Origin of the sequence: Azospira restricta (assembly GCF_016858125.1) — a bacterium.
In the GTDB taxonomy this organism is placed as follows: Bacteria; Pseudomonadota; Gammaproteobacteria; order Burkholderiales; family Rhodocyclaceae; genus Proximibacter; species Proximibacter restrictus.
This window is the reverse complement of the sequence record NZ_CP064781.1, coordinates 3006966-3029900: the sequence shown is the minus strand read 5'-3', so window position 1 is coordinate 3029900 and position 22935 is coordinate 3006966. Positions and strand designations below refer to the sequence as shown.

The window sequence follows — 22935 nt, the reverse complement described above, 5'->3', positions numbered from 1 at the left end:
CGGCCGAGCCCCTAAACTCAGACGAGAAGGAGGTCGGATCGATGAAGCTGCGCCTGTTTCTGGTCGCGCTGGCGGCGGTGCTGCTCGCCGGCTGCGCGTCGCCGACGCGGATCACCAATTCGTGGCGCGATGCCGCGTGGCACGGGCCGCGTTTCCAGCGCGTGCTGGTGATGGGCTTCGGCGACGACGGCGCCGGCCGGCGCGTGTTCGAGGACCGCTTCGTGCAGCAGCTGCAGGCCGCCGGCGTCGCCGCCGTCGCCAGCTACACGCTGGTGCCCGGGCTGACCGAGGCCGACCTGCCGCGCGTGCGCGACGCGGTCGCCAGGTCCGGCGCCGACTGCGTGCTGACGACGCGCCTGGTCGGCGTCGAGCGGCGTGTCGGCGTTTATCCGGCGCAGCCGATGCTGATGCCGGCGGTCGGCTTCCGCCGTGGTTTCTACGGCTACTACTCGTCGGTGATGGTGATGCCGCCGAGCACCTACAACTACGAGGTGGTGACGCTGGAGAGCAACCTCTGGCAGGTGCCCGGCGAGAGCCTGCTGTGGTCGGCGACGACCGAGTCGTTCGCGCCCGAGGACGCGGCCAGGGGGGCCGTCGAGCTGGCGCGGGTGGTCATCCAGGCGCTGCGCGGGCAGGGGTTTCTGTAGCGCCGTCGCCATCCTCGACACGGCGGCCGATCCAGTCGCGCGTTGCGTCGCGCAGGCGCAGCGCGTCGCTCCAGGCCGCGCTGTCGGCGCCTAGCGGCGGCCCGATCAGCACCTCGAGGCGGCTGCGGCGCGGCCGCCAGCGCCCCTCGGGCAGCAGTCGGCGCGTGCCGCGCAGGCACAGCGGCACCACCGGCAGGCCGCTGCCGGCGGCGACGGCGAAGGCGCCGAGGCGGAACGGGAGCAGGCCGGGCGCGGCGCGGAAGGTGCCCTCCGGGAAGAACAGCAGCGAATCGCCGGCGGCGGCGCGGGCGGCGAGTTCGCGCGTGTCCTCGATGCCGCGCACGTTGTCGAAGCGTTCGACGAAGGCGCAGCCCAGCCGGCGGAGCGGGATCGCCGCCAGCGGCTGCGCCGCCAGTTCGCGCTTGGCGATGTAGGCGAAGCGCGGCGGCAGCGCGGCGGTGAGAACCAGCCCGTCGAGGTAGCTGGCGTGGTTGGCGACGATGACGCAGCGCGGCGCCCGCGTCAGTTCCGGCAGCCCCTCGACCCGCAGGCGCAGGCCGCAGGCGGCGAGCGCCAGCCGCGCGCAGCGGCGGGCGCAGCGGCGGCGCAGCGCCAGCGTCGGCGCCAGCGTCACCAGCAGCCAGGCGGGCGGCACGACGGCGACGAACACCGTCCACGCCCAGGCCGCCCAGGCGCCGGCGGCGGCGGCGCGCAGCGCGCCGCCCAGCCCGAGGTGGACGAGCTGCAGCCACGGCGCCGGCGCACCGCGCACCAGCTCGCCGCGCTCGTAGCGTTCGCGGCAGGCGCTGCGCCGGATCTTGCCGCTCGAGGTCTTCAGCACCGTGCGCGGCGGCGCCAGCACGACGTCGTCGGCCGGCTGGCCGAGCACGTCGATGGCGAGGTCGGCGACCGCGCGGGCCAGCCGCTCGCGCGCGCCGGCGTCGGCGAGCGCCGTCTCGACCACCACCACCAGGCGTTCGCTGCCGCTGCGCGGATCGTCGGCGGCGAACACGGCGACGCCGCCGCGGCGCACGCCCGGCAGCGTGCCGATCGCCTCTTCCAGCTCCTGCGGGTAGAGGTTGCGGCCGCCGCGGATGATGATGTCCTTGCTGCGGCCGGTCAGGTAGAGCTCGCCGTCGGCGAGGTAGCCGAGGTCGCCGGTGTTCAGCCAGTCGCCGTCGAACAGCCCCGGGTCGGCGTGGCCGAAATAGCCGCGGGTCGCCGACGGGCCGCGGAACTGCACGCGGCCGACGCGGCGCTCGGGCAGCGGGCGCCCGCGCGCGTCGGCGATGCGCAGCTCGTGCCCCGGCAGCACGCGGCCGCAGCCGACGATGCGCTGCGGATGGGGATCGCCGGCGGCGGCCGGGCGCGCCTCGCCGGCGGCGAGCGGCGCGCGGGCGACGGTGTCGATCCGCGGCCCGCGGCCGGGCGGCGGGAAGCAGAGGCCGACCGAGTTTTCCGCCAGCCCATAGACCGGGGTCATCGCCGTGCGGGCAAAGCCGCAGCCGGCGAAGCGTTCGCAGAAGCGTTCCAGCGTGCCGGCGGCGACCGGTTCGGCGCCGTTGAAGGCGAGCCGCCAGTGGCTGAGGTCGAGGCCGGCGAGCGCCGCCGCGTCGAGCTTCGTCGCGCAGATCTCATAGGCGAAGTTGGGCGCCGCCGACACCGTGCCGCCTTCGGCGGCGATCGTCCGCAGCCAGCGCTCGGGGTCGGCGAGGAAGGTCAGCGGCGACAGCAGCACGAGGCGGAAGCCGACGGCGAGGGCGCCGAGGCAGGCGCCGATCAGTCCCATGTCGTGGTACAGCGGCAGCCAGGAGACGAACACGTCGTCGGCGGTGACGCCGCTCGCCGCCTCCATCGCACGCAGGTTGGCGAGCAGGTTGGCGTGGGTCAGCACGACGCCCTTCGGCTGGCCGGTGCTGCCCGAGGTGTATTGCAGGAAGGCGATGTCGCCGGACGCCGCGCCCGGCAGCGCCGGCGGCGGCGACGCCGGCAGCAGCTCGTCGACGGTGGCGACGACGCGCAGCGCGGCGCATTCGGTGCGCAGCAGGCGGCCGAGCAGCCGCGCGCGCGGATCGGCGATCAGCGCCGTCGCGCCGGCGTCGGCGACGATGCCGGCGATGCGGCGCATGTGCTCCTCGAGCTGCGACGGCCGTGCCGGCGGGTAGAGCGGCACCGGCACGCCGCCGGCGTAGAGGATGCCGAAGAAGGCGGCGAAGAAGCCGCGGCAGGTCGGCAGCATGATCGCGACGCGGTCGCCGGCGGCGAGTCCGTGCGCGAGCAGGCCGCCGGCGAGCGCGCGGGCCTCGTCGCGCAGGCGGCCGTAGGCGATGTCCTGCGGCGGCGAGGCCGTCTCGGCGAAGAGGCGGATATAGGTCGCCTCCGGATGCCGGTCGGCGTGCCAGTCGAGCAGGCCGGTCAGCGTCGCGGCGTCTGGCCGCTCCCGCGTCTGCGGCGGTGCCGCGGGCGGCAGCACTACAGCCGCCGCCGGCACCGGCGCTGCCGGCGCGGCGATCAGGTCGAGCAGCTGGCGCGGGGTGTCCGCCGCCGCCAGCGCCTCGGCGTCGAGGGCGGCTGCCGGCACCGGCGCGAATTCGCGCTGCAGCCGCGTCTGCAGTTCGACGCGGGCGAGGCTGTCGAGGCCGAAATCGCGTTCGAGCGAATGGTCTAGGCCGTAGCGCCCGGCGTCGAGCTCGGGGCGCAGCTCGCGCGCCAGCGCGCGGACGACGCCGAGCAGGCGTGTCGCGTCGTCATTCGTCGATGGAACGGGCAGCGGGGTGGGCATCTACCCATCGTAGTCCGCCGGTCGGCGAGTGCCAGCGGAGGATCGGCGGCTGCGCGCCGATGCCGGCGGCGCGGCCGGGTCGGGGATGCGGCCGCCGGCTGGCATGCGGCCGGCGCCCGTTCCCGGCCGCCGGCGCCCGCCGCGCCTACAGCACTTCCGCAGCGTGGTCCGCCAGCCGCGAACGCTCGCCGCGCTGCAGCGTGATGTGGCCGGAATGGTCCCAGCCCTTGAAGCGGTCGACGACGTAGGTCAGCCCCGAACTGCCCTCGGTCAGGTAGGGGGTGTCGATCTGCGCGATGTTGCCGAGGCAGACCACCTTGGTGCCGGGGCCGGCGCGCGTGATCAGCGTTTTCATCTGCTTCGGCGTCAGGTTCTGCGCCTCGTCGATGATCAGGTACTTGTTGAGGAAGGTGCGGCCGCGCATGAAGTTCAGCGACTTGACCTTGATCCGGCTGCGGATCAGGTCCATCGTCGCCGCCCGCCCCCAGTCGCCGGCGCCCTCGTCGGTCTTGTTCAACACGTCGAGGTTGTCCTCGAGCGCGCCCATCCACGGCGTCATCTTCTCCTCCTCGGTGCCGGGCAGGAAGCCGATGTCCTCGCCGACCGGAACGGTGACGCGGGTCATGATGATCTCGGCGTAGAGCTTCGTCTCCAGCACCTGGGTGAGGCCGGCGGCGAGCGTCAGCAGCGTCTTGCCGGTGCCGGCCTGGCCGAGCAGCGTGATGAAGTCGACCGCCGGGTTCATCAACAGGTTGAGCGCGAAGTTCTGCTCGCGGTTGCGCGCCGTGATGCCCCACACCGCGTTCTTCGGATGCGAATAGTCGGTCAGCGTGGCGAACTCGGCGGTCTTGCCGGCGACGTTCCTGACGATCGCCGCGAAGTTCGGATCGCCGTCGATGAACAGGAATTCGTTGACCAGCATCTGCGACGACAGCGGGCCCTTGACGCGGTACATCGTGTGCCCGTCCTGCTTCCACGACTCCATGCCCTGTCCGTGCTTGTCCCAGAAGTCCGCGGGCAGCTGGCGCATGCCGGTGTAGAGGAGGTCGGTGTCCTCGAGCACCTTGTCGTTGAAGTAGTCCTGCGCCTCCAGCCCGAGCGCGCGGGCCTTGATGCGCATGTTGATGTCCTTCGAGACGAGGATCACCGGTCGCCGCGGATGCTTGCGCTGCAGGTGGATGACGACGGCGAGGATCTGGTTGTCGTACTTCGCGGTCGGCAGCGCCGCCGGCAGGTCGGCGGCGATCGCCTCGGTCTGCAGGAAGAGGCGGCCGCTGGCCAGCTTCTTCGACGGGCCATCGAGCGGGATGCCGCTCTCGATGCCGTTCTCGAAGCTGCTGACGATCTCGTCGAGGGTGCGCGTTGCCTGGCGCGCGTTGCGCGCGATTTCCGACATGCCCTTCTTGTTGTTGTCGAGTTCCTCGAGGGTCATGATCGGCAGGTAGACGTCATGCTCCTCGAAGCGGTAGAGGCTGGTCGGGTCGTGCATCAGCACGTTGGTGTCGAGGACGAAGATCTTGCAGTGAGCGGGCTCGGACTTCGGCTTGGCTGCGGGCTTGCGGGCCATGATGGGTCTCCGTTATCTCTCGCTGAGGGTTTTCACGTAGTCCAGCACTTCCTGGGCGTGGCCGGGTACCTTGACCCCGCGCCATTCCCTGCGCAGCATGCCCTGGCCGTCGATGACGAAGGTGCTGCGCTCGATACCGCGAACCTCCTTTCCGTAGAGCTTCTTCTGCTTGATGACCGAAAACTGGCTGCACAGCCGCTCGTCCGTGTCGGCGAGCAGGTCGAAGGGCAGGCCCTGCTTGGCGCGGAAGTTCTCGTGCGAGCGCAGCGAGTCGCGCGAGACGCCGGCGATCACGCAGCCGGCCGCGGCGAAGTCCGCGAAGAGGTCGCGGAACTGCTGCGCTTCGGTCGTGCAGCCGGGGGTGCTGTCCTTGGGGTAGAAGTAGAGGATGACGGTCTTGCCGCGTTGCGCGGAGAGGGTGAAGCTCTTTTCGCCGGTGGCGGGTAGCGTGAAGTCGGCGACTGGCTGGTCGATCATCAAGGTCTCCGTGGTGCTGTTGCGAGGATTGTCGTGACAAACCCGCAGGCCGGTCAAGCGCTTGCGTTCGACCTGCCCGGCCCTATACTGGCGGGTACGCTTAGCGGGTTGTCATGACCGCCGTGTCTCCATTCCGTCCGGGTGCAACACAGCCGTTCGCCCCGGTTCAGAGGACGGTAGTATTCGCGTATCGGCGTGGCGGCGGAGTTGAACTGGCGACGGAGGGGTGATGGATCAGGGCGGAAACAAGCAGCGCGGCAAGGGCGAACGGCGCAGCCACGATGACCGCCGGACCGACGGTGACCGGCGGCTGATCGACGTCGGCTCACCCGAACGGCGCGCCGGCGAGACGGACCGCCGGCATGTCGACAAGGGGCCGCCGGAACGGCGGCTGCACAAGGATCGCCGCGACGCCGAGCAGGGGCCGCCGCCGGGCTGGAAGGACCGCCGGCGTACGCCCGAGCGGCGCACGCCCGAGGTCGCCGAAATTCCCTTCGAGCAATGGGTCCGGCAGCGGGCGAGCTACGCTCCGGTGGCCGATGTTCCCGGAACAACGGACGAACCGGATGACGAAGCGGTGCCGCAGAAAGGAACCGTGGTGGCCAAGTGAACGGCCCGGCGGGCGATCGCCGTCGGGCTTCTGGTAGCATTCGCCTTCGCGCACCGAGCTCCCCATCCCGAAACCCCGCATGTCCCCGTCGCTCTCCGAAGTCTTTTCGCTCGCCGGTCCGCTGGCGCAGAGCATTCCCGGCTACCGCACGCGCACGCAGCAGCTGGAGATGGCCGAGCGCGTCGCCGCGGCGCTCGCCGACAACCGCGTGCTGGTCGCCGAGGCCGGCACCGGCACCGGCAAGACCTACGCCTACCTCGTGCCGGCGCTGCTCTCCGGCGGCAAGGTGATCGTCTCCACCGGCACCAAGACGCTGCAGGACCAGCTCTTCAACCGCGACCTGCCGACCGTGCGCGATGCGCTGAAGGCGCCGGTGAAGATCGCGCTGCTGAAGGGGCGCGCCAACTACGTCTGCCATTACCACCTCGACCGCGCGCTGTCCGACGGCCGCTTCCTGGCGAAGGAGGACGCCGGCCACGCGCGCGCCATCGCCCGCTTCGCGAAGACCACGCAGAGCGGCGACAAGGGTGAATGCAACGACGTGCCGGAGAGCTCGCCGGTGTGGTCCATGGTCACCTCGACGCGCGAGAACTGCCTCGGCCAGGACTGCCCGAGCCACAAGGACTGCTTCGTGCTCGCCGCGCGCCGGCAGGCGCTGGAGGCCGACGTCGTCGTCGTCAACCACCACCTGTTCTTCGCCGACGTGATATTGAAGGACGAGGGCATGGCCGAACTGCTGCCGGCGTGCAACGCGGTGATCTTCGACGAGGCGCACCAGCTGCCGGAAACCGCCAGCCTGTTCTTCGGCGACAGCGTGTCGACGGCGCAGGTCACCGACCTCGCGCGCGACACCAAGATCGAGGCGCTGGCCTCGGCCCGCGACTGCCTCGACCTGCCGCCGGCCTGCGCGACGCTGGAGAAGGCGGCCAAGGACCTGCGCCTGACGCTCGGCGTCGAGCCGGCGCGCTATACGCTGGCGCAGCTCGAGGCGCGCGCCGGCTTCGACAACTACCTCGTCGGCCTGGTCAACACGCTGGAGCATTTCGCGGCGATCCTGGAAACGCAGGCGGAGCGTTCGGAAGGGCTGGAGAGCTGCTGGCAGCGCAGCCTCGAACTGCTCGCCGGCTTCCGCCGCTGGCGCGCCGGCGACGACGCGAAGAAGGCGGGCGGGGCGAACGACGGCGCGGCCGAACTGGAAAACGATGGCCCCGGCAGCGTGCGCTGGGGCGAGGCGACGACCTACTCGCTGCAGTTGAACGCGACGCCGCTCGCGATCGGCGAGATTTTCCGCAAGCAGATGAGCGGCCACCCGCGCGCCTGGATCTTCACCTCGGCGACGCTCGCGGTGCAGAAGGACTTCGGCCACTACTGCGCCGAGATGGGGCTGGTCGACGCCGAGTCGGCGTGCTGGGAGAGCCCCTTCGACTACGGCAGCCAGGCCGTGCTCTACGCGCCGCAGGGCCTGCCCGAGCCGAACAGCCCGGGCTTCATCGAGGCCGTGGCGAAGGCCGCGTTCCCGGTGGTGCAGGCGAGCGGCGGCCGCGCCTTCTTCCTGTGCACTTCGCTCAGGGCGATGCGCCGCATGCACGAACTGCTGCAGGATTTCCTCGAGCGCGAGGGGCTGGACTACCCGCTGCTCTTGCAGGGCGAGGGCAGCAAGAACGAGCTGCTGGAGCGCTTCCGGCGGCTCGGCAACGCCATCCTGGTCGGCAGCCAGAGCTTCTGGGAGGGCGTCGACGTGCGCGGCGAGGCGCTGTCGCTGGTGGTCATCGACAAGCTGCCGTTCGCGCCGCCCGACGACCCGGTGCTGTCGGCGCGCATCGAAAGGATGAACCGCGAGGGCCGCAACGCCTTCATGGAATACCAGTTGCCGCGCGCCGTGATCAACGTCAAGCAGGGCGCCGGCCGGCTGATCCGCGACGAGAGCGACCGCGGCGTGCTGATGATCTGCGACCCGCGCCTGATCACCAAGCCCTACGGCAAGCGCGTCTGGCGCAGCCTGCCGCCGATGAAGCGGACGCGCGAGCTGGCCGAGGTGGTCGACTTCTTCGCGGCCGGAGCCCTGGCATGAACGAACGGATATGAACGAACTGATGACGCCGCTGCCCGACGACTGTCAGTCCGCCGCCGAAGTGCTCAACCGCGACTGCACCTGCGTCACGCTCGACCATGCCGCGCTGGAGGCGGCGCTCGGCGCCGACGGCCTCTACCGCGAGATCTTCGCGACGCGGCCGCACCTCTTCTCCGACTCGATCGTCTTCGTCGGCCGCCGGCATCTCGCGCACATGGCCGAGCTGGTCGCCGCGTTCGATGCGATCGTCGCGCTGCCCGGCTGGCAGGAACGCGTGCTCGGCTGGGCGCCGGCCTCGGCCCGGCATGCCACGGCAGCGGCCGGCGCCTTCCTCGGCTACGATTTCCACGTCGGCGACGAAGGACCGAAGCTGATCGAGATCAACACCAACGCCGGCGGCGGCCTCCTGAACGCGCGGCTGGCGGCGGCGCAGCGCGCCTGCTGCGACGCCGTCGCGGCGCTGATGCCGCCGTCCCCGGTCGATGTCGAGGGACTGTTCGTCGCGATGTTCCGCGACGAATGGCGGCGCGTGCGCGGCGACCTTCCGCTCGCGCGCATCGCGATCGTCGACGAAACACCGGGCGAGCAGTACCTGGCGCCGGAATTCGAGCTGTTCCGCCGGCTGTTCGAGCGCGCCGGCATCGCCGCGGTGGTCGCCGACCCGTCCGAATTCACGTGGGACGGCGCACGGCTGCTGCACGCCGGACAGCCGGTCGATCTCGTCTACAACCGTCTCACCGACTTCGCGCTCGACGATCCGGCGAACGCCGCGCTGCGCGCCGCCTGGGACCATGACGGCGCGGTGATCACGCCGCACCCGCGCGCGCATGCGCTCTACGCCGACAAGCGCAACCTCGTCGCGCTGTGCGATTCCGGCTGGCTCGCCGACCTCGGCGTGCCGGCGGAGGCGCGGCGGCTGATCGCCGACATGGTGCCGATGACGCGCACGGTGCGCGCGGAAGACGCCGAGGAATTATGGGCCGGGCGCAAGCGCTGGTTCTTCAAGCCGGCCGCCGGCTACGGCAGCAAGGCCGCGTACCGCGGCGACAAGCTGACCAAGCGCGTGTTCGAGGAGATCCTGCAGGGCGACTACATCGCGCAGGCGCTGGTGCCGCCCTCCGAGCGGCGCCTGAACGTCGCCGGCGAACCGCAGCAGTTCAAGCTCGACCTGCGCAACTACGCCTACGCCGGCCAGGTGCAGCTCGTCGTCGCCCGCCTCTACCAGGGGCAGACCACCAACTTCCGCACTCCCGGCGGCGGCTTCGCGCCGGTGTTCGAGGTGCCGGAAGCGGCAGCGGGTAAAATGGCGTCATGAAAGTTTTCGCGATGAAGGTATTTGGGGTGGCCGGCTATTCCGGCTCGGGCAAGACGACCCTCCTCGAACGGCTGATCCCGCGGCTGACCGCGCGCGGCCTCAGGGTTTCCGTGATCAAGCACGCGCACCACGGCTTCGACATCGACCGGCCGGGCAAGGATTCCTGGCGCCACCGCGAGGCCGGGGCGAGCGAGGTGATGCTCACCGGCGCGCAGCGCTGGGCGCTGCTGCACGAACTGCGCGACGAAACCGAGCCGACGCTGGCCGATTACCTTGCGCATTTCTCGCCCTGCGACCTGGTGCTGGTCGAGGGCTTCAAGAACGAGCCGGTGCCGAAGCTGGAGGTGCACCGCCCGGCCAACGGCAAGCCGCCGCTGTGGCCGGAGAACCCGAACGTCGTCGCGGTGGCGACCGATGCGCGGGACAAGGCGCATCTGCCGGCGCATCTGCCCGTGCTCGACCTGAACGACATCGACGCCATCGCCGATTTCGTGATCAACACGCTTGAACTGACAGGACAGACCGATGCTCTCGTTTGACGAAGCGCTGGAAAAACTGCTTGCCGGCTGCCGGCCGGTCACCGAAACCAAGGCCATGCCGACGCTCGCCGCCGCCGGCCGCGTGCTCGCGGAAGCGCAGTATTCGACGCTGTCGGTGCCGCCGCTCGACAACTCGGCGATGGACGGCTACGCCGTGCGCGCCGCCGACGTGACGGCGCCCGGCACGACGCTGCCGGTGTCGCAGCGCATCCCGGCCGGCACCGTCGGCACGACGTTGCAGCCGGGCACCGCCGCGCGCATCTTCACCGGCGCGCCGATCCCCGCCGGCGCCGATGCGGTGGTGATGCAGGAGCGCTGCGAACATGCCGGCGAAAGCGTCGTCATCAACCACCTGCCGAAGCTCGGCGAGCACATCCGCCGCGCCGGCGAGGACGTCGCCCCCGGCGCGCAGATTCTCGCCGCCGGCGCACGGCTGCGGCCGCAGGACACGGCCTTCGCCGCGTCGGTCGGCCTCGCCACGCTGCCGGTGCTGCGCCGCGTGCGCGTCGCCGTCTTCTTCACCGGCGACGAGCTGCGCATGCCCGGCGAGCCGCTGCCGCCGGGGGCGATCTACAACTCCAACCGCTTCGCGCTGGTGGCGCTGCTCGAACGCCTCGGCTGCGAGGTGCGCGACCTCGGCCTGGTGCCGGACCGGCTCGATGCGACGCGTGCGGCGCTGCGCGCGGCGGCGGCCGACAACGACCTGATCATCACCTCGGGCGGCGTCTCGGTCGGCGAGGAGGACCACATCAAGCCGGCGGTGGAAGCCGAGGGGCGCCTCGACATGTGGAAGATCGGCATCAAGCCGGGCAAGCCGCTGGCCTTCGGCGCCGTCAATGCCGGCGGCAAGGAGTGCGCGTTCATCGGCCTGCCGGGCAACCCGGTCTCCGCCTTCGTCACCTTCGTCACGCTGGTGCGCCCCTTCGTGCTGCGCCTCTCCGGCGTCGACCGGGTGCGGCCGAAGTCCTACCTGCTGCGCGCCGACTACGACTGGCAACGGCCGGATGCGCGCCGCGAGTTCCTGCGCGCGCTGACCAACGAGCAGGGCGGCGTCGAGCTGTTCGCCAGCCAGGGCTCGGGCGTGCTGTCGTCCTGCGTGCAGGCCGACGGCCTGGTCGACAACCCGCCGGGTCAGGCGGTGGCGCGCGGCGACCTGGTGCGCTTCATCCCGTTTTCGGAACTGCTCAACTGAGACTGAACTGAGATGGTCAAGATCCTCTACTTCGCCAGCCTGCGCGAGAAGCTGGGCACCTCCGGCGAATCGCTCGAACTGCCGGCAGGCGTCGCCGACGTCGGCGGCCTGCTCGCCGCGCTCGCCGCGCGCGGCGGCGAATGGGAGAGCCTCGCCGCAGTGAGGAACCTGAAGAGCGCGGTGAACCAGGAAATGGCGCGCAGTCATACGCCGGTGAAGGATGGCGACGAGGTCGCCTTCTTCCCGCCGGTGACCGGGGGCTGACGATGAGCGTCAGCGTCCAGGAAGCCGATTTCGACGTCGGCGCCGAGATTGCCGCGCTGACCGCGGGCGATCCGCGTGCCGGTGCGGTGGCGAGCTTCGTCGGGCTGGTGCGCGACGTGAACGACGGCGCCGGTGTCTCCGAGATGGCGCTCGAGCATTATCCCGGCATGACCGAGAAGGCGCTTGAGGCGATCGTCGCCGAGGCGAAGGCGCGCTGGGACATCTACGCGGTGCGCGTGATCCACCGCGTCGGCCGCCTGCTGCCCTGCGACCGCATCGTCTTCGTCGCGGTCAGCAGCGCGCATCGCGGCGAGGCCTTCGCCGCCTGCGAATTCATCATGGACTACCTGAAGACCCGCGCGCCGTTCTGGAAGCGCGAGGTCACTCCCGCCGGCGCGCGCTGGGTCGACGCGCGCGAGACCGACGACGACGCCGCGGCGCGCTGGGAAAAGTAGCGCCCCTCCCGGCGCCCGCGTCGCCTTCGCCGGCTGCCGCCGGCCTTCTCCCGCATGCCTCCGTTTGACTCCGGCCCGGCCTCGGCGCACGATGGGCGCAACGGCCGGCGCGGCCCGCCCACGGCGGGCTCGGACCGAGATCCTTGTTCCTCCGCGGAACCGGCGCACGGCATGGCCAGGGGGCTTTTCGGCCGCGCTCGGCGCGGCGGGAGGAAGGGACATGAAAAACATCGGCGCGTCGCCCTGTCAGCCGGATATGACAGCGCTCGACCAGGAATTCCACTTTCTCGCCTATCCGGACCACGTACTCCTCTTCATGCTCGACGGTGACGGGCGCTGCGAATTCGTCAGTCCGTCGTGGAGCCTGTTTACCGGCCGCGAGGCGGTACGCGAACTGGGCGACGGCTGGCTCGAGCACGTCCATGCCGACGACCGTGAGCGCCTCGCCCGCGGCCTCGACGAGGCGCGGCGCGCGCGGCGCGAGGTCCGCCTGCTGTTCCGCTCCCGGCGCGAGGACGGCATCTACCGCTGGTTCGTCAGCCAGGGAATGCCGCGTCCGGACGGCGGCTACGCCGGCCTCTGCTTCGACGTCACCGCCTACCAGGAGGGCGAGGCCGAGGCCGAGCGCGCCGCCCAGCACATGATCTCGCTGTTGCGGCAGACGCGGCTGATCGGCGTCGTGCTCGACCTGCGCGGCCGCGTGCAGTTTTCCAACGGCGGCCTGTGCCGGCTGCTGCAATGCCCCGGTGCCGAACTGATGGATTGCCACCTGTTCGAGCGCCACCTGTCAGCGGGCGACCGCCGGCTGCTCGCCGAGCTTTACCCGGGCGGCGTGCAGAGCGCGCAGTTTCCGGCCGAGTTCGAGAGCGAGCTGCTCGCCCGCGACGGCGAGGCGCGCCGGATTTCCTGGCACGCGATGACGCTGCGCGACTTCTCCGGCCGCACCCGCAACACGGTGCTGATCGGCGATGACGTCACCGAGCTGCACCGGGCCGAGGAAAAACTCTCGCTCTCCGCGCGCATCTTCGACGCCAGCAACCACGCGATCGTCGTCACCGGCCTCGACGGCAGCATCCTCGCCGTCAACGACGCCTTTACGTCGCTTACCGGCTACACGCGGGAGGAGGCGGTCGGCCGGAATCCGCGCATCCTGCAGTCCGGGCGGCACGATGCCGATTTCTACCGGCAGATGTGGACGACGTTGCTGGAGAGCGGCCACTGGTACGGCGACATCTGGGACCGGCGCAAGGACGGCAGCTTCTATCCGAAGTACCTGTCGATCAGCGTCATCCGCAACGCCGCCGGCGAGCCGACCAGCTACTCCGGCATCTTCTACGACATCTCCGAGCGCAAGACGATCGAGGAGCGCCTCGACCGCCTGGCGCACTACGACACGCTGACCGGCCTGCCCAACCGCTGCCTGCTGCTCGACCGGCTCGAGCAGGCCACCGGCCGCGCGCTGCGCCAGGGCGGCAAGGTCGGGCTGCTCTACCTCGACCTCGACCACTTCAAGCAGGTCAACGACACGCTCGGCCACGGCGCCGGCGACGAACTGCTGAAGGCCGCCGCGGTGCGCATGCGCTCGGCGGTGCGCGCCGCCGATACGGTGGCGCGGCTGGGCGGCGACGAGTTCGTCGTGCTGATTCCCGATGCCGGCAGCGACGCCGATCTCGCGCGCGTCGCCGAAAAGATCGTCGAGGCGCTGGCGCCGCCCTACGAGATCGAGGGGACGACGGTGTCGGCCGAGGCCAGCGTCGGCGTCGCCATCTTCCCCGACGACGGCGTCGACATCCACGAGCTGATGAAGCACGCCGACGCCGCGATGTACCAGGTCAAGCAGGGCGGGCGCGGCTTCTTCCGCTTCTACCACGAGCTCGCCGGCTGAGCCGGCGAAAAAAAACGGTGCGGGTTCGCCGCACCGTTCCTGCCGGGGCCGCCGTCGCTCAGCCGGCCTTGAAGCGGCTGACCGCGGCGTGCAGCGCGATCGACAGCTCCTGCAGGTGACGCGCCGCGGCGGTGGTGTTCTGCACCGCCTGCACGCTTTCCTCCGACATCTGCGCGATCTGCTCGATGTTCTTGGCGATGTCGCTCGATGCCGCGCTCTGCTCGCGGATCGACGAGGAGATGTCGTTCACCACCTCGACCACGCGCAGCGCGCCGTCGCGGATGCTGACGATCGACTCGCCGGCGGTGTTCGCCAGCGCGACGCCCTTGTCCGCCTGGGCGACACCGGACTGCATGCTGGCTACCGCGTTGCGCGTGCCGTTCTGGATCTTGTCGACCATGCCGCCGATCTCGGCGGTGGACAGCGCGGTGCGCTCGGCGAGCTTCCTCACCTCGTCGGCGACGACCGCGAAGCCGCGGCCCTGCTCGCCGGCGCGAGCCGCCTCGATCGCCGCGTTCAGCGCCAGCAGGTTGGTCTGGTCGGCGATCTCGCGGATCGTATTCACGATCGAGGTGATCTGCTCGGTCTGCTGGCCGAGCTCCTCGATCGTCTTCGACGAGGACTGCACCGCATCGGCGATCTTGCGCATCTCGAGCGCGGCGTTCTGGATGATCGTCGTCCCCTGCTCGGAGCTCTTGCCTGCTTCCTGCGAGATGCCATGCGCCTCGCCGGCGTTGTGCGAGACCTGGTCGATGCTCACCGTCATCTCCTCGACCGCAGCCGCCATCGCCGACGCCGACTCGCTCTGCTGGCGTGAGCGCAGCGCCACCTCCTCGGAGGCATGCAGCAGCTGCTCCGAGGCCGAGGCGAGCTTCTCGGCGCCGCCGACGATCTCGCGGATCATCTTGCGCAGCGTCTCCTGCATCTCCTTCATGCCGGCGAGCAGGCTGTCCTCGTCGCCGGCCGCGCAGTGCACGTCGGTGGTCAGGTCGCCGGCGGCGATGCGGCGGGTGATCTCGGCCGCGTAGGCGGGCTCGCCGCCGAGCATGTGCACGAGGTTGCGGCCGACGAGGAACAGCGCCAGCGCGATGAAGCCGCCGATGCCGACGCCCCAGGCGAGGAACTCGATCGCCTGCTTGCGGAACAGCGCGTCGACGTCGTCGATGTAGATGCCGCTGCCGATCACCCAGCCCCAGGGCTCGAACTTCTTCACGTAGGACAGCTTCGGGTAGAGCTCCTCGGTGGTGCCGCCGCCGGCCTTGGGCTTCGGCCACAGGTAGCCGACGTAGCCGTGGCCGGCGCCGTCGACGACGTCGATGAAGGCCATGAACAGGTTCCTGCCGGAGAGCGTCGTGGTCTTGCCGTCGACACCGAGCTGCATCGAGGTCGCCTTGTTGAAGCGCTCGGCGTCGAGCACCTTGCCCTCGAGCGCCGGCACCGTCGGGTGCATGATCATCTTCGGCGCCGGCTTGCCGAGGTCGTTCACCCAGAAGTACTCGACCTGGTCGTAGCGCATCGCGCGCAGCGCAGCGAGTGCCGCGGTCCGTGCGTCGTCGGCGGAGAGCTTGCCGTCCTTCGCCTGCTTCTCGTAGAGCGCAGCCGTCGCGTGCGCCACCTCGACCAGGTTGCGCAGCTTTTCCTTGCGGTCGCGCAGCAGCTGCTCCTTGTCGTTGTTGAGGGAGACGGCGAAGAGCAGGGCCAGCGCGGCCACCGTCGCCGCTGCCAGCGCCATCAGCTTGGTGCGCAGCGTCATGCGTCCTGACGTGTTCATGGGGGGCTTCCTTTTTTAGGACGTTCGAATATTGTTACAGGCTTTCATTCTATGCCTAAAGTAATAATTAGCAAATTATTGTTTAGTCATAGTATCAGCTTCTGAGCGGGTTTCGCCGCCGTTGCCGGCCGCGGCGCGCTTCGCCGAAACTGCCGCCGGCCCGCGAGTTCGCCGGCGGTAGGCCGCCAGGAGCGCAGCTACTCGCGGCCTGTGCGGACAGCGTCAGACGTGCGGAAAATCCGGGTTGTGAGCGACTTCCCACAGGAAGCCGTCGGGGTCGGTGAAGTAGCCGGCGTAGCCGCCCCAGTCGGTGGGCTGGCCCGGCTTCACCACCTGCGCGCCATAGGCGGCGACGCGCGCGAGCAGGGCATCCACCTCGGCCGGCGAGCGCACGTTGTGCGCCAGCGAAAAGCCGCGAAAGCCGGACCCCTCGGCCGGCAGTCCGGCATCTGCCGCCAGGCATTCGCGCGGCCACAACGCGAGCCAGGTCTTGCCCAGTTCGAAGAAGGTGACCGACGGCGGCGTCGCGAGCCGCGGCAGGCCGAGGCATTCCTCGTAGAAGCGGGTTGCCCGCGCGAGGTCGGCGACGCCGAGGGTGATCAGGCTGAGGCGGGGTTCCATGACGTGTGCTCGCGGCGGCCCGGTGCGCCTAGCGGCGGCCGACCAGGTAGCGGACCCCTTGCGGCCCGTAGCGCTCGCTGTGCGCGACGCCGGCGGCGAGGTGGAAGATGTCGCCGGCGCGGTACGCGGTCGTGTGCCCGTCGACGGTCAGCGCGATTTCGCCGTCGAGGATCAGCGCCCGGGCCTCGAACGGGTGCGTATGCAGGTCGAGGCCGCCGGGCCCGCGCTCGACGGTCGTGACTTCGGCGAAGCCGTCCGCCCGCAGGCGATCGAGGAATTCCTGCTGCTGCATTGCCCTCTCCTCGGTTAACCGGCGCCGGCAACGCGTTCCCGACATCGCCGCCATCCTCTTCAGGCCGATCGGGGCCTCGCCTGATGATAGACGATCGCCGGGCCGCTGATCAGCGATGGGAACAGCAGAGATCGCGTTCCGAGGCACAGGAACGAAACGGCGCCCTGATGGGCGCCTGTCCGCGATTCGGCGTTTCAGTCCTTCAGCTTGGCCAGCGCGTCGCGCTGGTTGTCGAAGATGTGCGGCGCCAGCTCGCGCTTCTGCAGCGCGTCGCCGATCTGCGCGCGGGTGAAGGCGCTGGTGGTGTAGCGGGTGACGCGCGTGTAGAAGCGGGTGACGACGTCGCGCACCATCTCGATGTAGGGATCGAGCAGCTCGGGGGCGATGCTGAAGTTGTCGTAGTTGATGATCGCGTCGACCTTGTGCCCGAGCGGACCGAGCTTCTGCTCGATCTGCCGGCGGATGGCCTCGATGTCGTCGCGGCTGCGGATGCTGTGGCTCTCGAAGTTCGCAAAGAACAGGTTGTGCTCGGCGTCGTAGGTCAGCCGCTTCTCGATCGGCAGCGTCTGCATCTCGGCACGCAGGCCCATCGCGCCGTCGGCGAAGATGCGCGCGTCCATCAGGCGCAGGTGCGGGCTGATCTGCGGGCGGAATTCCATCTGCGCCAGCACGTCGCGCTCGAGGTCGATTCCCGGCGCGATCTCGATCAGCTCCATGCCGTCGGCCGCCAGCCGGAAGACGCAGCGCTCGGTGACGTAGAGCACGGTTTGCCCGCGCTTCGTCGCGTAGGCGCCGCTGAAGGTACGGTGCTCGACTTCGCTGACGAACTTCTTCGCCTTGCCCTCGCGGACGATCCGCAGCTGGCCGTCGGCGATCGCCACTTCGAGGTCGCCGGCGGTGAAGGTGCCGACGAAGACGACCTTCTTCGCGTTCTGGCTGATGTTGATGAAGCCGCCGGCGCCGGCCAGCCGCGGCCCGAACTTGGAGACGTTGAGGTTGCCCTCGGCGTCGGCCTGGGCCAGCCCGAGGAAGGTGGCGTCCAGCCCGCCGCCGTCGTAGAAGTCGAACTGGTAGGGCTGGTCGATGATCGCGTCGGTGTTTACCGCGGCGCCGAAGTTGAGGCCGGAGGCGGGCACGCCGCCGACGACGCCGGGCTCGGCGGTGAGCGTCAGCAGGTCGATCACCTTCTCCTCGGCGGCGACGCTGGCGACGCCCTCGGGCATGCCGATGCCGAGGTTGACGATGCTGTTCGGCGCCAGCTCGAAGGCGGCGCGGCGGGCGATGATCTTGCGCTCGTCCATCGCCATCGGCGGGATCGACGACATGGGGATGCGGATCTCGCCGGAGAAGGCCGGGCTGTAGGCTTCGGCGAATGTCTGCATGTGGTACTCGGGCTTCTCGGCGACCACCACGCAGTCGACCAGGATGCCGGGGATCTTCACCTGGCGCGGATTGAGCGAGCCGCGCTCGGCGACGCGCTCCACTTGCACGATGACGATGCCGCCCGAGTTGTGCGCGGCCATCGCGATTGCCAGTGCCTCCAGCGTCAGCGCCTCCTTCTCCATGGTCACGTTGCCGTCGGGGTCGGCGGTGGTGCCGCGGATGATGCCGACGTGGACCGGGAAGGTCTTGTACATCAGGTAGTCCTCGCCGCCGACCTGGATCAGCGAGACGAGGTCCTCCGTCGTGCACTCGTTGATCTTGCCGCCGCCGTGGCGCGGGTCGACGAAGGTGCCGAGCCCGACGCGCGAGATCTGCGCCGGTTTGCCGCCGGCGATGTCGCGGAAGAGGTGGGTAATGACCCCCTGCGGCAGGTTGTAGCCCTCAATCTTGTTGTCGACGGCGAGCTTCTGCAGCTTCGGCACCAGCCCCCAGTGGCCGCCGACGACGCGCCGGACCAGCCCCGCGTGGCCGAAGTGGTTGAGCCCGCGCTCCTTGCCGTCGCCCTGGCCGGCGGCGTAGAACAGCGTCAGGTCGCGCGGCGTGCCTGCCTCGGCCTGCGGGTCCTCGCCGAGGAAGCGCTTCTCCAGCGCGACCGCGATGTTCTCGGCGAAGCCGATGCCGACGAAGCCGCCGGTGGCCACCGTGTCGCCGTCGCGGATCAGGCGCACCGCCTCGGCGGCGCTGACGACCTTGCTGCGCTTCTCCAGCGCCTGCTGCGGGTTGACGAGCAGCGGGTGGGTTGCCTCGGGCATCTGTGGTCTCCTCTCGGTCTTGTCTGTCGTGGCGCCGTCGCGGCGGCGCGCGGCGGGCGATGCCGCGCCTTATTCCGCCAGCTTAGCGCGCCGCGGCGATTTTGCCTGCTTTCCGTACTGTGAAAAGTCAACGGAGCAGGTTGCCGTTGCGGCCGATCACCGTCACTTCGACGAAGCGCGAGCCGATCCGGTTGTCCGGCGAGAAGCTGACGCTGAAGCCGCCGACGTCGTGGCTGCCGAGCGTCTCCAGCGCACGCACGACCTTCTCCGGCGTCGGGTTGGCGCCGGCGCGGCGGATCGCCTCGACCAGCACCTTGGCGCCGATGAACTCCTCGAAGTTGGTGTAGGAGATCGCGGCGTCGGCCGGCGCGTAGCGGGCGAAGAGCTTCTTGAACTCGCGCGTCACCGGCAGCGAGTCGGAATAGGGGAAGGGCATCACCTGGCTGATGCCCAGCCCGTGCGTCGCCTGCAGCGGCGCCAGCTTGACCAGCTGGCCGGCGTCGACCACCGAGATGTTGAACAGCTGCGCGCTGCCGCCGGCTGCGCGGTAGCTCCTGGCGAAGGCGGCGGTCGGGCGGTTCACCGAGATCATGATGATGGCGCCGACGTCGGCTTGGCGCAGCGTGGCGACCGCGGCCGCGACGTCGTCGGTGTTGCGCTCGTAGCCGGCGGCGGCGGCGAGCTTCAGCTCGCGCTTGGCGAGCGCCGCCTCGACGCCCTTCTTGCCGGCCTCGCCGAAGCCGTCGTTCTGGTAGAAGACCGCGATCTTCTTCACCCCCAGCGTGACCAGGTGGTCGACCATGTGCTCGGCCTCGTCGGCGTAGCCGGCGCGGATGTGGAAGATGTGGCGGTTGCTCGCCGCGCGCAGCACCTCGCCGCCGGTGTAGGGCGCGACCAGCGCGATCCTGCCGGCTTCCAGCACGCCGCGCTTCTGCAGCTCGCCGACGTTGGCGGTGCCGGCGAAGCCGATCAGCGCGACGGCGTTCTCCTTGTCGATCAGTTCCTTGGTCAGGCGCACCGTCTCGGCGACCTGGTAGCCGTCGTCGGCGACGATGTGGCGGATCTTGCTGCCGTTCACGCCGCCGCCGGCGTTCACATGGTCGAACCAGATCTTCGCGCCGAGCACCATATCGCGGCCGGTGCTGGCGAGCACGCCGGTCAGCGGCGCGACCTGGCCGACGACGATGTCGGCGGCCGAGGCGGCGAGCGCGTGGCCGGCGAGCAGGGCGACCGCGGCGAGGCGGCGGAGGCCGCGCGCGCGGCCGGCAAGACGGGAGGGATTCATTTCGGGCTCCTTTGGCATGGTCGATGGACGAAGCGTGTCTCCGCTTTCGCATCGCCTTCAGCAGGATCGGTGCCAGACGTGCAAGTCGTTGAACGGCAATGGAAATGGCGGCGGGGGCGGCGCCCGCGTCCCGCGCCGGAGACGGTCAGCGCGGAATCCGCCGGCGGCCCGTCGCCGTCACGAGACAGGTCTCAGTCGTACCCGAGGGCACTTCTTCGCAATGTGCAGGGCACATCGCTCAGTCGCGGGACGCGATGCCGAGCGCGGCGATCTTCTTGTACAGCGTCGCCCGGCCGAGGCCGAGGCGGCGCGCGGCTTCGGTAACCTTGCCGTCGGTCAGGCGCAGCGTCTGCGTGATCAGGTTGCGCTCGAAGGCCGCCAGCGCCTCGTCGTAGGAAGTGATCGCCGCCGCATCGACGGTTTCGGCGGGCGGCGCCGCCTCCGACGGGATGACGATGCCGCGGATGTCGGCCTCGGTCAGGCGCGGGCCGTCGGCGAGCATGCACGCCTGTTCGAGCACGTTGCGCAGTTCGCGGATGTTGCCTTCCCAGCGGCAGCGCTTGAGCAGCGCCAGCGCCGCCGGGTCGAGCTCGCGCAGCGTCAGCCGCGTGCGCGCGGCGATCTGTTCGAGGATGTGGTCGCACAGCGGGCCGAAGTCCTCGGTGCGCTCGCGCAGCGCCGGCAGGTGGATGGTGAGCACGTTCAGCCGGTAGTAGAGGTCGGCACGGAAGCGGCCGGCGGCGACGTCGGCCTTCAAGTCGCGCGAGGTGGCGGCGATCACGCGCACGTCGATCTTCACCACCTTGTTGCTGCCGAGCGGCTCCACTTCGTGCTCCTGCAGCACGCGCAGCAGCTTGGCCTGCAGCGCCAGCGGCATGTCGCCGATCTCGTCGAGGAATAGCGTGCCGCCGTTGGCCAACTCGAACTTGCCGATGCGCGCCTTCTTCTCGGCGCCGGTGTAGGCGCCGGGGGCGGCGCCGAAGCATTCGGCCTCGAGCAGGTTTTCGGGGATCGCGGCGACGTTGAAGCCGACGAAGGGGCGGTCGGCGCGCGTCGATGCGGCGTGGATCGCATGCGCCAGCAGCTCCTTGCCGGTGCCGGTCTCGCCGAGCAGCAGCACCGTCGTGTCCAGCCGCGCGGCGCGCCGCGCCTGCTGCTTGACCTGCGTCGCCGCCGGGCTGTTGCCGATGTAGTTGGTGAAGGTGTACTTGGCGCGGCGCTCGGCGGCGAGGTGCTGCTGGGTCTGCGCCAGCTGGTGCTGGAGGCGGTGCAGGCGGGCGTAGAAGGGCTGCAGCGGCTGCAGCTTGTCGTACAGCGCGAAGCCGATAGCGCCGATGGTGTCGCCGTTGCCGTCCTTGATCGGGATGCGGGTGACGACGAAGGACTCGCCGTTCACGTCGAGGATGTCGAGCAGCAGCGGCCGGCCGGTACGCACCACCTCGCGCATCAGCGAGGTCGGGATGATCTCCTCGATCTCCTTGCCGATCGCCGCCTTGGCGTCGGCGACGCCGAAGCGGGCGGCGTAGCGCTCGTTGATCCAGACGATGCGCGCGTTGCGGTCGACGACGACGGTGCCTTCGCACAGGCTGTCGAAAGCCTCGAACAGCGATTCCATCGCCCGGGCGCGCAGCTGTGCGTAGTCGAGTTGTTGCGTGATTTCAGGCATCTGGAGAATGGCGGCGGCGTCGGCGGACACGGATGCCTCCTATCTTACGCCCGGCGTCTATAAATTGAGACGTCCCGCATCGCGGGATGCGGGACGGGACGGCGCGGCTTACTGGTAGTAGAGTCCGCCGTTGATGTTGAGCGTGGCGCCGGTCATGAAGCCGGCGTTCTCGGAGGCGAGGTAGACGACGGCTGCGCCCATCTCCTCCGGCTTGCCCAGGCGCTTCATCGGCACCGAGTCGACGATGCCCTTGAGGATGTCCTCGCGGATCGCCATCACCATCTTGGTCGCGATGTAGCCCGGGGCGATCGCGTTCACGGTGACGTTCTTGGCCGCGAGTTCCGCCGCCAGCGCCTTGGTGAAGCCGATCACGCCGGCCTTCGCCGCCGAGTAGTTCGACTGCCCGGCCTGGCCCTTGACGCCGTTCACCGACGAGATGTTGATGATCCGGCCCCAGCCGCGCTCGGCCATCTTCGCCGACACCTGCTTGGTCATGTTGAACAGGCTCGTCAGGTTGGTCGATATCACCGCGTCCCACTGCTCCTTCTCCATCTTGGCGAAGAACTTGTCGCGCGTGATGCCGGCGTTGTTCACCAGAATGTCGATCTGGCCAACCTTGGCCTCGGCCTCGGCGACCAGCTTCTGGCAGTCCTCCAGCGACGACACGTCGCCGGCGACGCAGACGAAGTCCTTGAAGCCCGCGGCTTCCTGTTCCTTCAGCCATTCGTCCTTGTTGTCGAACTGCGGGTGGTAGGCCGCGACCACCTTGTGCCCGGCCTTCGCCAGCTCCTGACAGACGGCGGTCCCAATGCCGCCCATGGCGCCGGTGACGAGTGCGATTCTTTGCGTCATTGCTGCTGCTCCCTTTGTTGCTGTGGTTGAAAATCAGTGGCGGCGGTCTTCGCCGGGCAGCCACACGCGCGTGCGGTAGGCGCCCTCGACCGGCTCGATGCTGACCACGCGCGCGCGCCGGGCGAGCGTCGCGGGGTTGCGGAAATGGGTCATCTCGGCGTTGTTGACCAGCACCTCGAGCGGGCCGACCTCGCGCTCGATGCGGTCGAGCAGCGCGTCGAGCCGGCTGCCGTCGGCGTTCTCGTATTCCTCGGAGAGGAACTCGAAGCCGAGCGCGCGCTGCATCGCCAGCCATTCGTCCTTGAAGCGGTAATGCGACGGGCAGCCGGCGATCACGCGCAGGCCGTCGCGGGCGAGCGACTGGCAGATGGCGGCGCCCATGCCACCCATGGCACCGGCGACGAAAGCGACTTTTTGTGCGGACATGTGTTTTCTCCTGGGGTGGGGCG

At 69.9% G+C, this 22935-nt stretch carries 20 protein-coding genes; 9 read left to right on the top strand and 11 right to left on the bottom strand.

The genetic code is table 11. The annotated features are described in order from the left end of the window. Window positions 1-41 precede the first annotated feature (41 nt). Window positions 42-647: a hypothetical protein gene (locus tag IWH25_RS14580; protein ID WP_203386493.1), complete on the top strand. Its 606-nt coding sequence runs from the start codon at window positions 42-44 to the stop codon at window positions 645-647. Here IWH25_RS14580 and IWH25_RS14575 read toward each other — a convergent pair. The 3 genes from IWH25_RS14575 to IWH25_RS14565 form a co-directional block, all read right to left on the bottom strand. After that, window positions 613-3429, bottom strand: coding sequence for an AMP-binding protein (locus tag IWH25_RS14575; RefSeq protein WP_238998914.1), 2817 nt, complete (start codon window positions 3427-3429; stop codon window positions 613-615). The two genes, IWH25_RS14580 and IWH25_RS14575, sit on opposite strands and share 35 nt — an antisense overlap. Before the next feature lie 145 nt (window positions 3430-3574). Further along, complete coding sequence (locus IWH25_RS14570) at window positions 3575-4996, bottom strand: PhoH family protein (RefSeq protein WP_203386492.1); 1422 nt, start codon at window positions 4994-4996, stop codon at window positions 3575-3577. A 12-nt stretch (window positions 4997-5008) separates the two neighbouring features. Next, the gene (locus IWH25_RS14565; protein WP_203386491.1) at window positions 5009-5473 is read right to left on the bottom strand and encodes a peroxiredoxin; all 465 of its coding nucleotides are present in this window, start codon (window positions 5471-5473) and stop codon (window positions 5009-5011) included. 229 nt (window positions 5474-5702) lie between these two features. On the opposite strand from IWH25_RS14565, the gene IWH25_RS14560 reads away from it, so the two are divergent. From IWH25_RS14560 to IWH25_RS14525, 8 genes are all read left to right on the top strand, one after another. Continuing rightward, window positions 5703-6083, top strand: coding sequence for a hypothetical protein (locus IWH25_RS14560; protein ID WP_203386490.1), 381 nt, complete (start codon window positions 5703-5705; stop codon window positions 6081-6083). 79 nt (window positions 6084-6162) lie between these two features. Beyond that, the gene (locus IWH25_RS14555; protein WP_203386489.1) at window positions 6163-8154 is read left to right on the top strand and encodes a DNA repair helicase YoaA; all 1992 of its coding nucleotides are present in this window, start codon (window positions 6163-6165) and stop codon (window positions 8152-8154) included. Window positions 8155-8164: 10 nt separating this feature from the next. Beyond that, window positions 8165-9469, top strand: coding sequence for an ATP-grasp domain-containing protein (locus tag IWH25_RS14550; RefSeq protein WP_203386488.1), 1305 nt, complete (start codon window positions 8165-8167; stop codon window positions 9467-9469). An 11-nt stretch (window positions 9470-9480) separates the two neighbouring features. Then, entirely contained in the window at window positions 9481-10008 is a 528-nt protein-coding gene (gene mobB / locus IWH25_RS14545; protein WP_203389266.1) for a molybdopterin-guanine dinucleotide biosynthesis protein B, read from the top strand. Further along, the gene (locus IWH25_RS14540; RefSeq protein ID WP_203386487.1) at window positions 9995-11200 is read left to right on the top strand and encodes a molybdopterin molybdotransferase MoeA; all 1206 of its coding nucleotides are present in this window, start codon (window positions 9995-9997) and stop codon (window positions 11198-11200) included. Before mobB ends, IWH25_RS14540 begins: the two co-directional genes overlap by 14 nt. Before the next feature lie 12 nt (window positions 11201-11212). Beyond that, a complete protein-coding gene (gene moaD / locus IWH25_RS14535; protein ID WP_203386486.1) occupies window positions 11213-11464 on the top strand; it encodes a molybdopterin converting factor subunit 1 in 252 nt (83 codons plus the stop codon). Between the two features lie 2 nt (window positions 11465-11466). Next, complete coding sequence (gene moaE / locus IWH25_RS14530) at window positions 11467-11919, top strand: molybdopterin synthase catalytic subunit MoaE (RefSeq protein ID WP_203386485.1); 453 nt, start codon at window positions 11467-11469, stop codon at window positions 11917-11919. Window positions 11920-12139: 220 nt separating this feature from the next. Further along, window positions 12140-13804 carry a diguanylate cyclase domain-containing protein gene (locus tag IWH25_RS14525; protein WP_203386484.1) on the top strand — a complete coding sequence of 555 codons (1665 nt, stop codon included), beginning with the start codon at window positions 12140-12142 and terminating at the stop codon, window positions 13802-13804. Between the two features lie 58 nt (window positions 13805-13862). Here the strand turns inward: IWH25_RS14525 and IWH25_RS14520 are convergent, their stop codons facing one another. The 8 genes from IWH25_RS14520 to IWH25_RS14485 all read right to left on the bottom strand — a co-directional run bounded on the left by IWH25_RS14520 (window position 13863) and on the right by IWH25_RS14485 (window position 22912). After that, the gene (locus IWH25_RS14520) at window positions 13863-15575 is read right to left on the bottom strand and encodes a methyl-accepting chemotaxis protein (RefSeq protein ID WP_203386483.1); all 1713 of its coding nucleotides are present in this window, start codon (window positions 15573-15575) and stop codon (window positions 13863-13865) included. A 222-nt stretch (window positions 15576-15797) separates the two neighbouring features. Next, window positions 15798-16196, bottom strand: coding sequence for a VOC family protein (locus IWH25_RS14515; RefSeq protein WP_203386482.1), 399 nt, complete (start codon window positions 16194-16196; stop codon window positions 15798-15800). Window positions 16197-16224: 28 nt separating this feature from the next. After that, a complete protein-coding gene (locus IWH25_RS14510) occupies window positions 16225-16488 on the bottom strand; it encodes a cupin domain-containing protein (RefSeq protein ID WP_203386481.1) in 264 nt (87 codons plus the stop codon). Window positions 16489-16682: 194 nt separating this feature from the next. Next, window positions 16683-18683, bottom strand: a complete 2001-nt coding sequence (locus IWH25_RS14505) for an acyl CoA:acetate/3-ketoacid CoA transferase (RefSeq protein WP_203386480.1) — start codon at window positions 18681-18683, stop codon at window positions 16683-16685. A gap of 127 nt (window positions 18684-18810) precedes the next feature. After that, window positions 18811-19968 (bottom strand): ABC transporter substrate-binding protein, encoded by a 1158-nt coding sequence (locus tag IWH25_RS14500; protein ID WP_203386479.1) that lies wholly within the window; start codon window positions 19966-19968, stop codon window positions 18811-18813. 238 nt (window positions 19969-20206) lie between these two features. Continuing rightward, window positions 20207-21664 carry a sigma-54 interaction domain-containing protein gene (locus IWH25_RS14495; RefSeq protein WP_238998913.1) on the bottom strand — a complete coding sequence of 486 codons (1458 nt, stop codon included), beginning with the start codon at window positions 21662-21664 and terminating at the stop codon, window positions 20207-20209. Between the two features lie 78 nt (window positions 21665-21742). After that, window positions 21743-22486, bottom strand: coding sequence for an acetoacetyl-CoA reductase (gene phbB / locus IWH25_RS14490; RefSeq protein WP_203386131.1), 744 nt, complete (start codon window positions 22484-22486; stop codon window positions 21743-21745). Window positions 22487-22519: 33 nt separating this feature from the next. Next, the gene (locus tag IWH25_RS14485) at window positions 22520-22912 is read right to left on the bottom strand and encodes an SDR family NAD(P)-dependent oxidoreductase (protein WP_203386478.1); all 393 of its coding nucleotides are present in this window, start codon (window positions 22910-22912) and stop codon (window positions 22520-22522) included. Window positions 22913-22935: the final 23 nt, after the last annotated feature.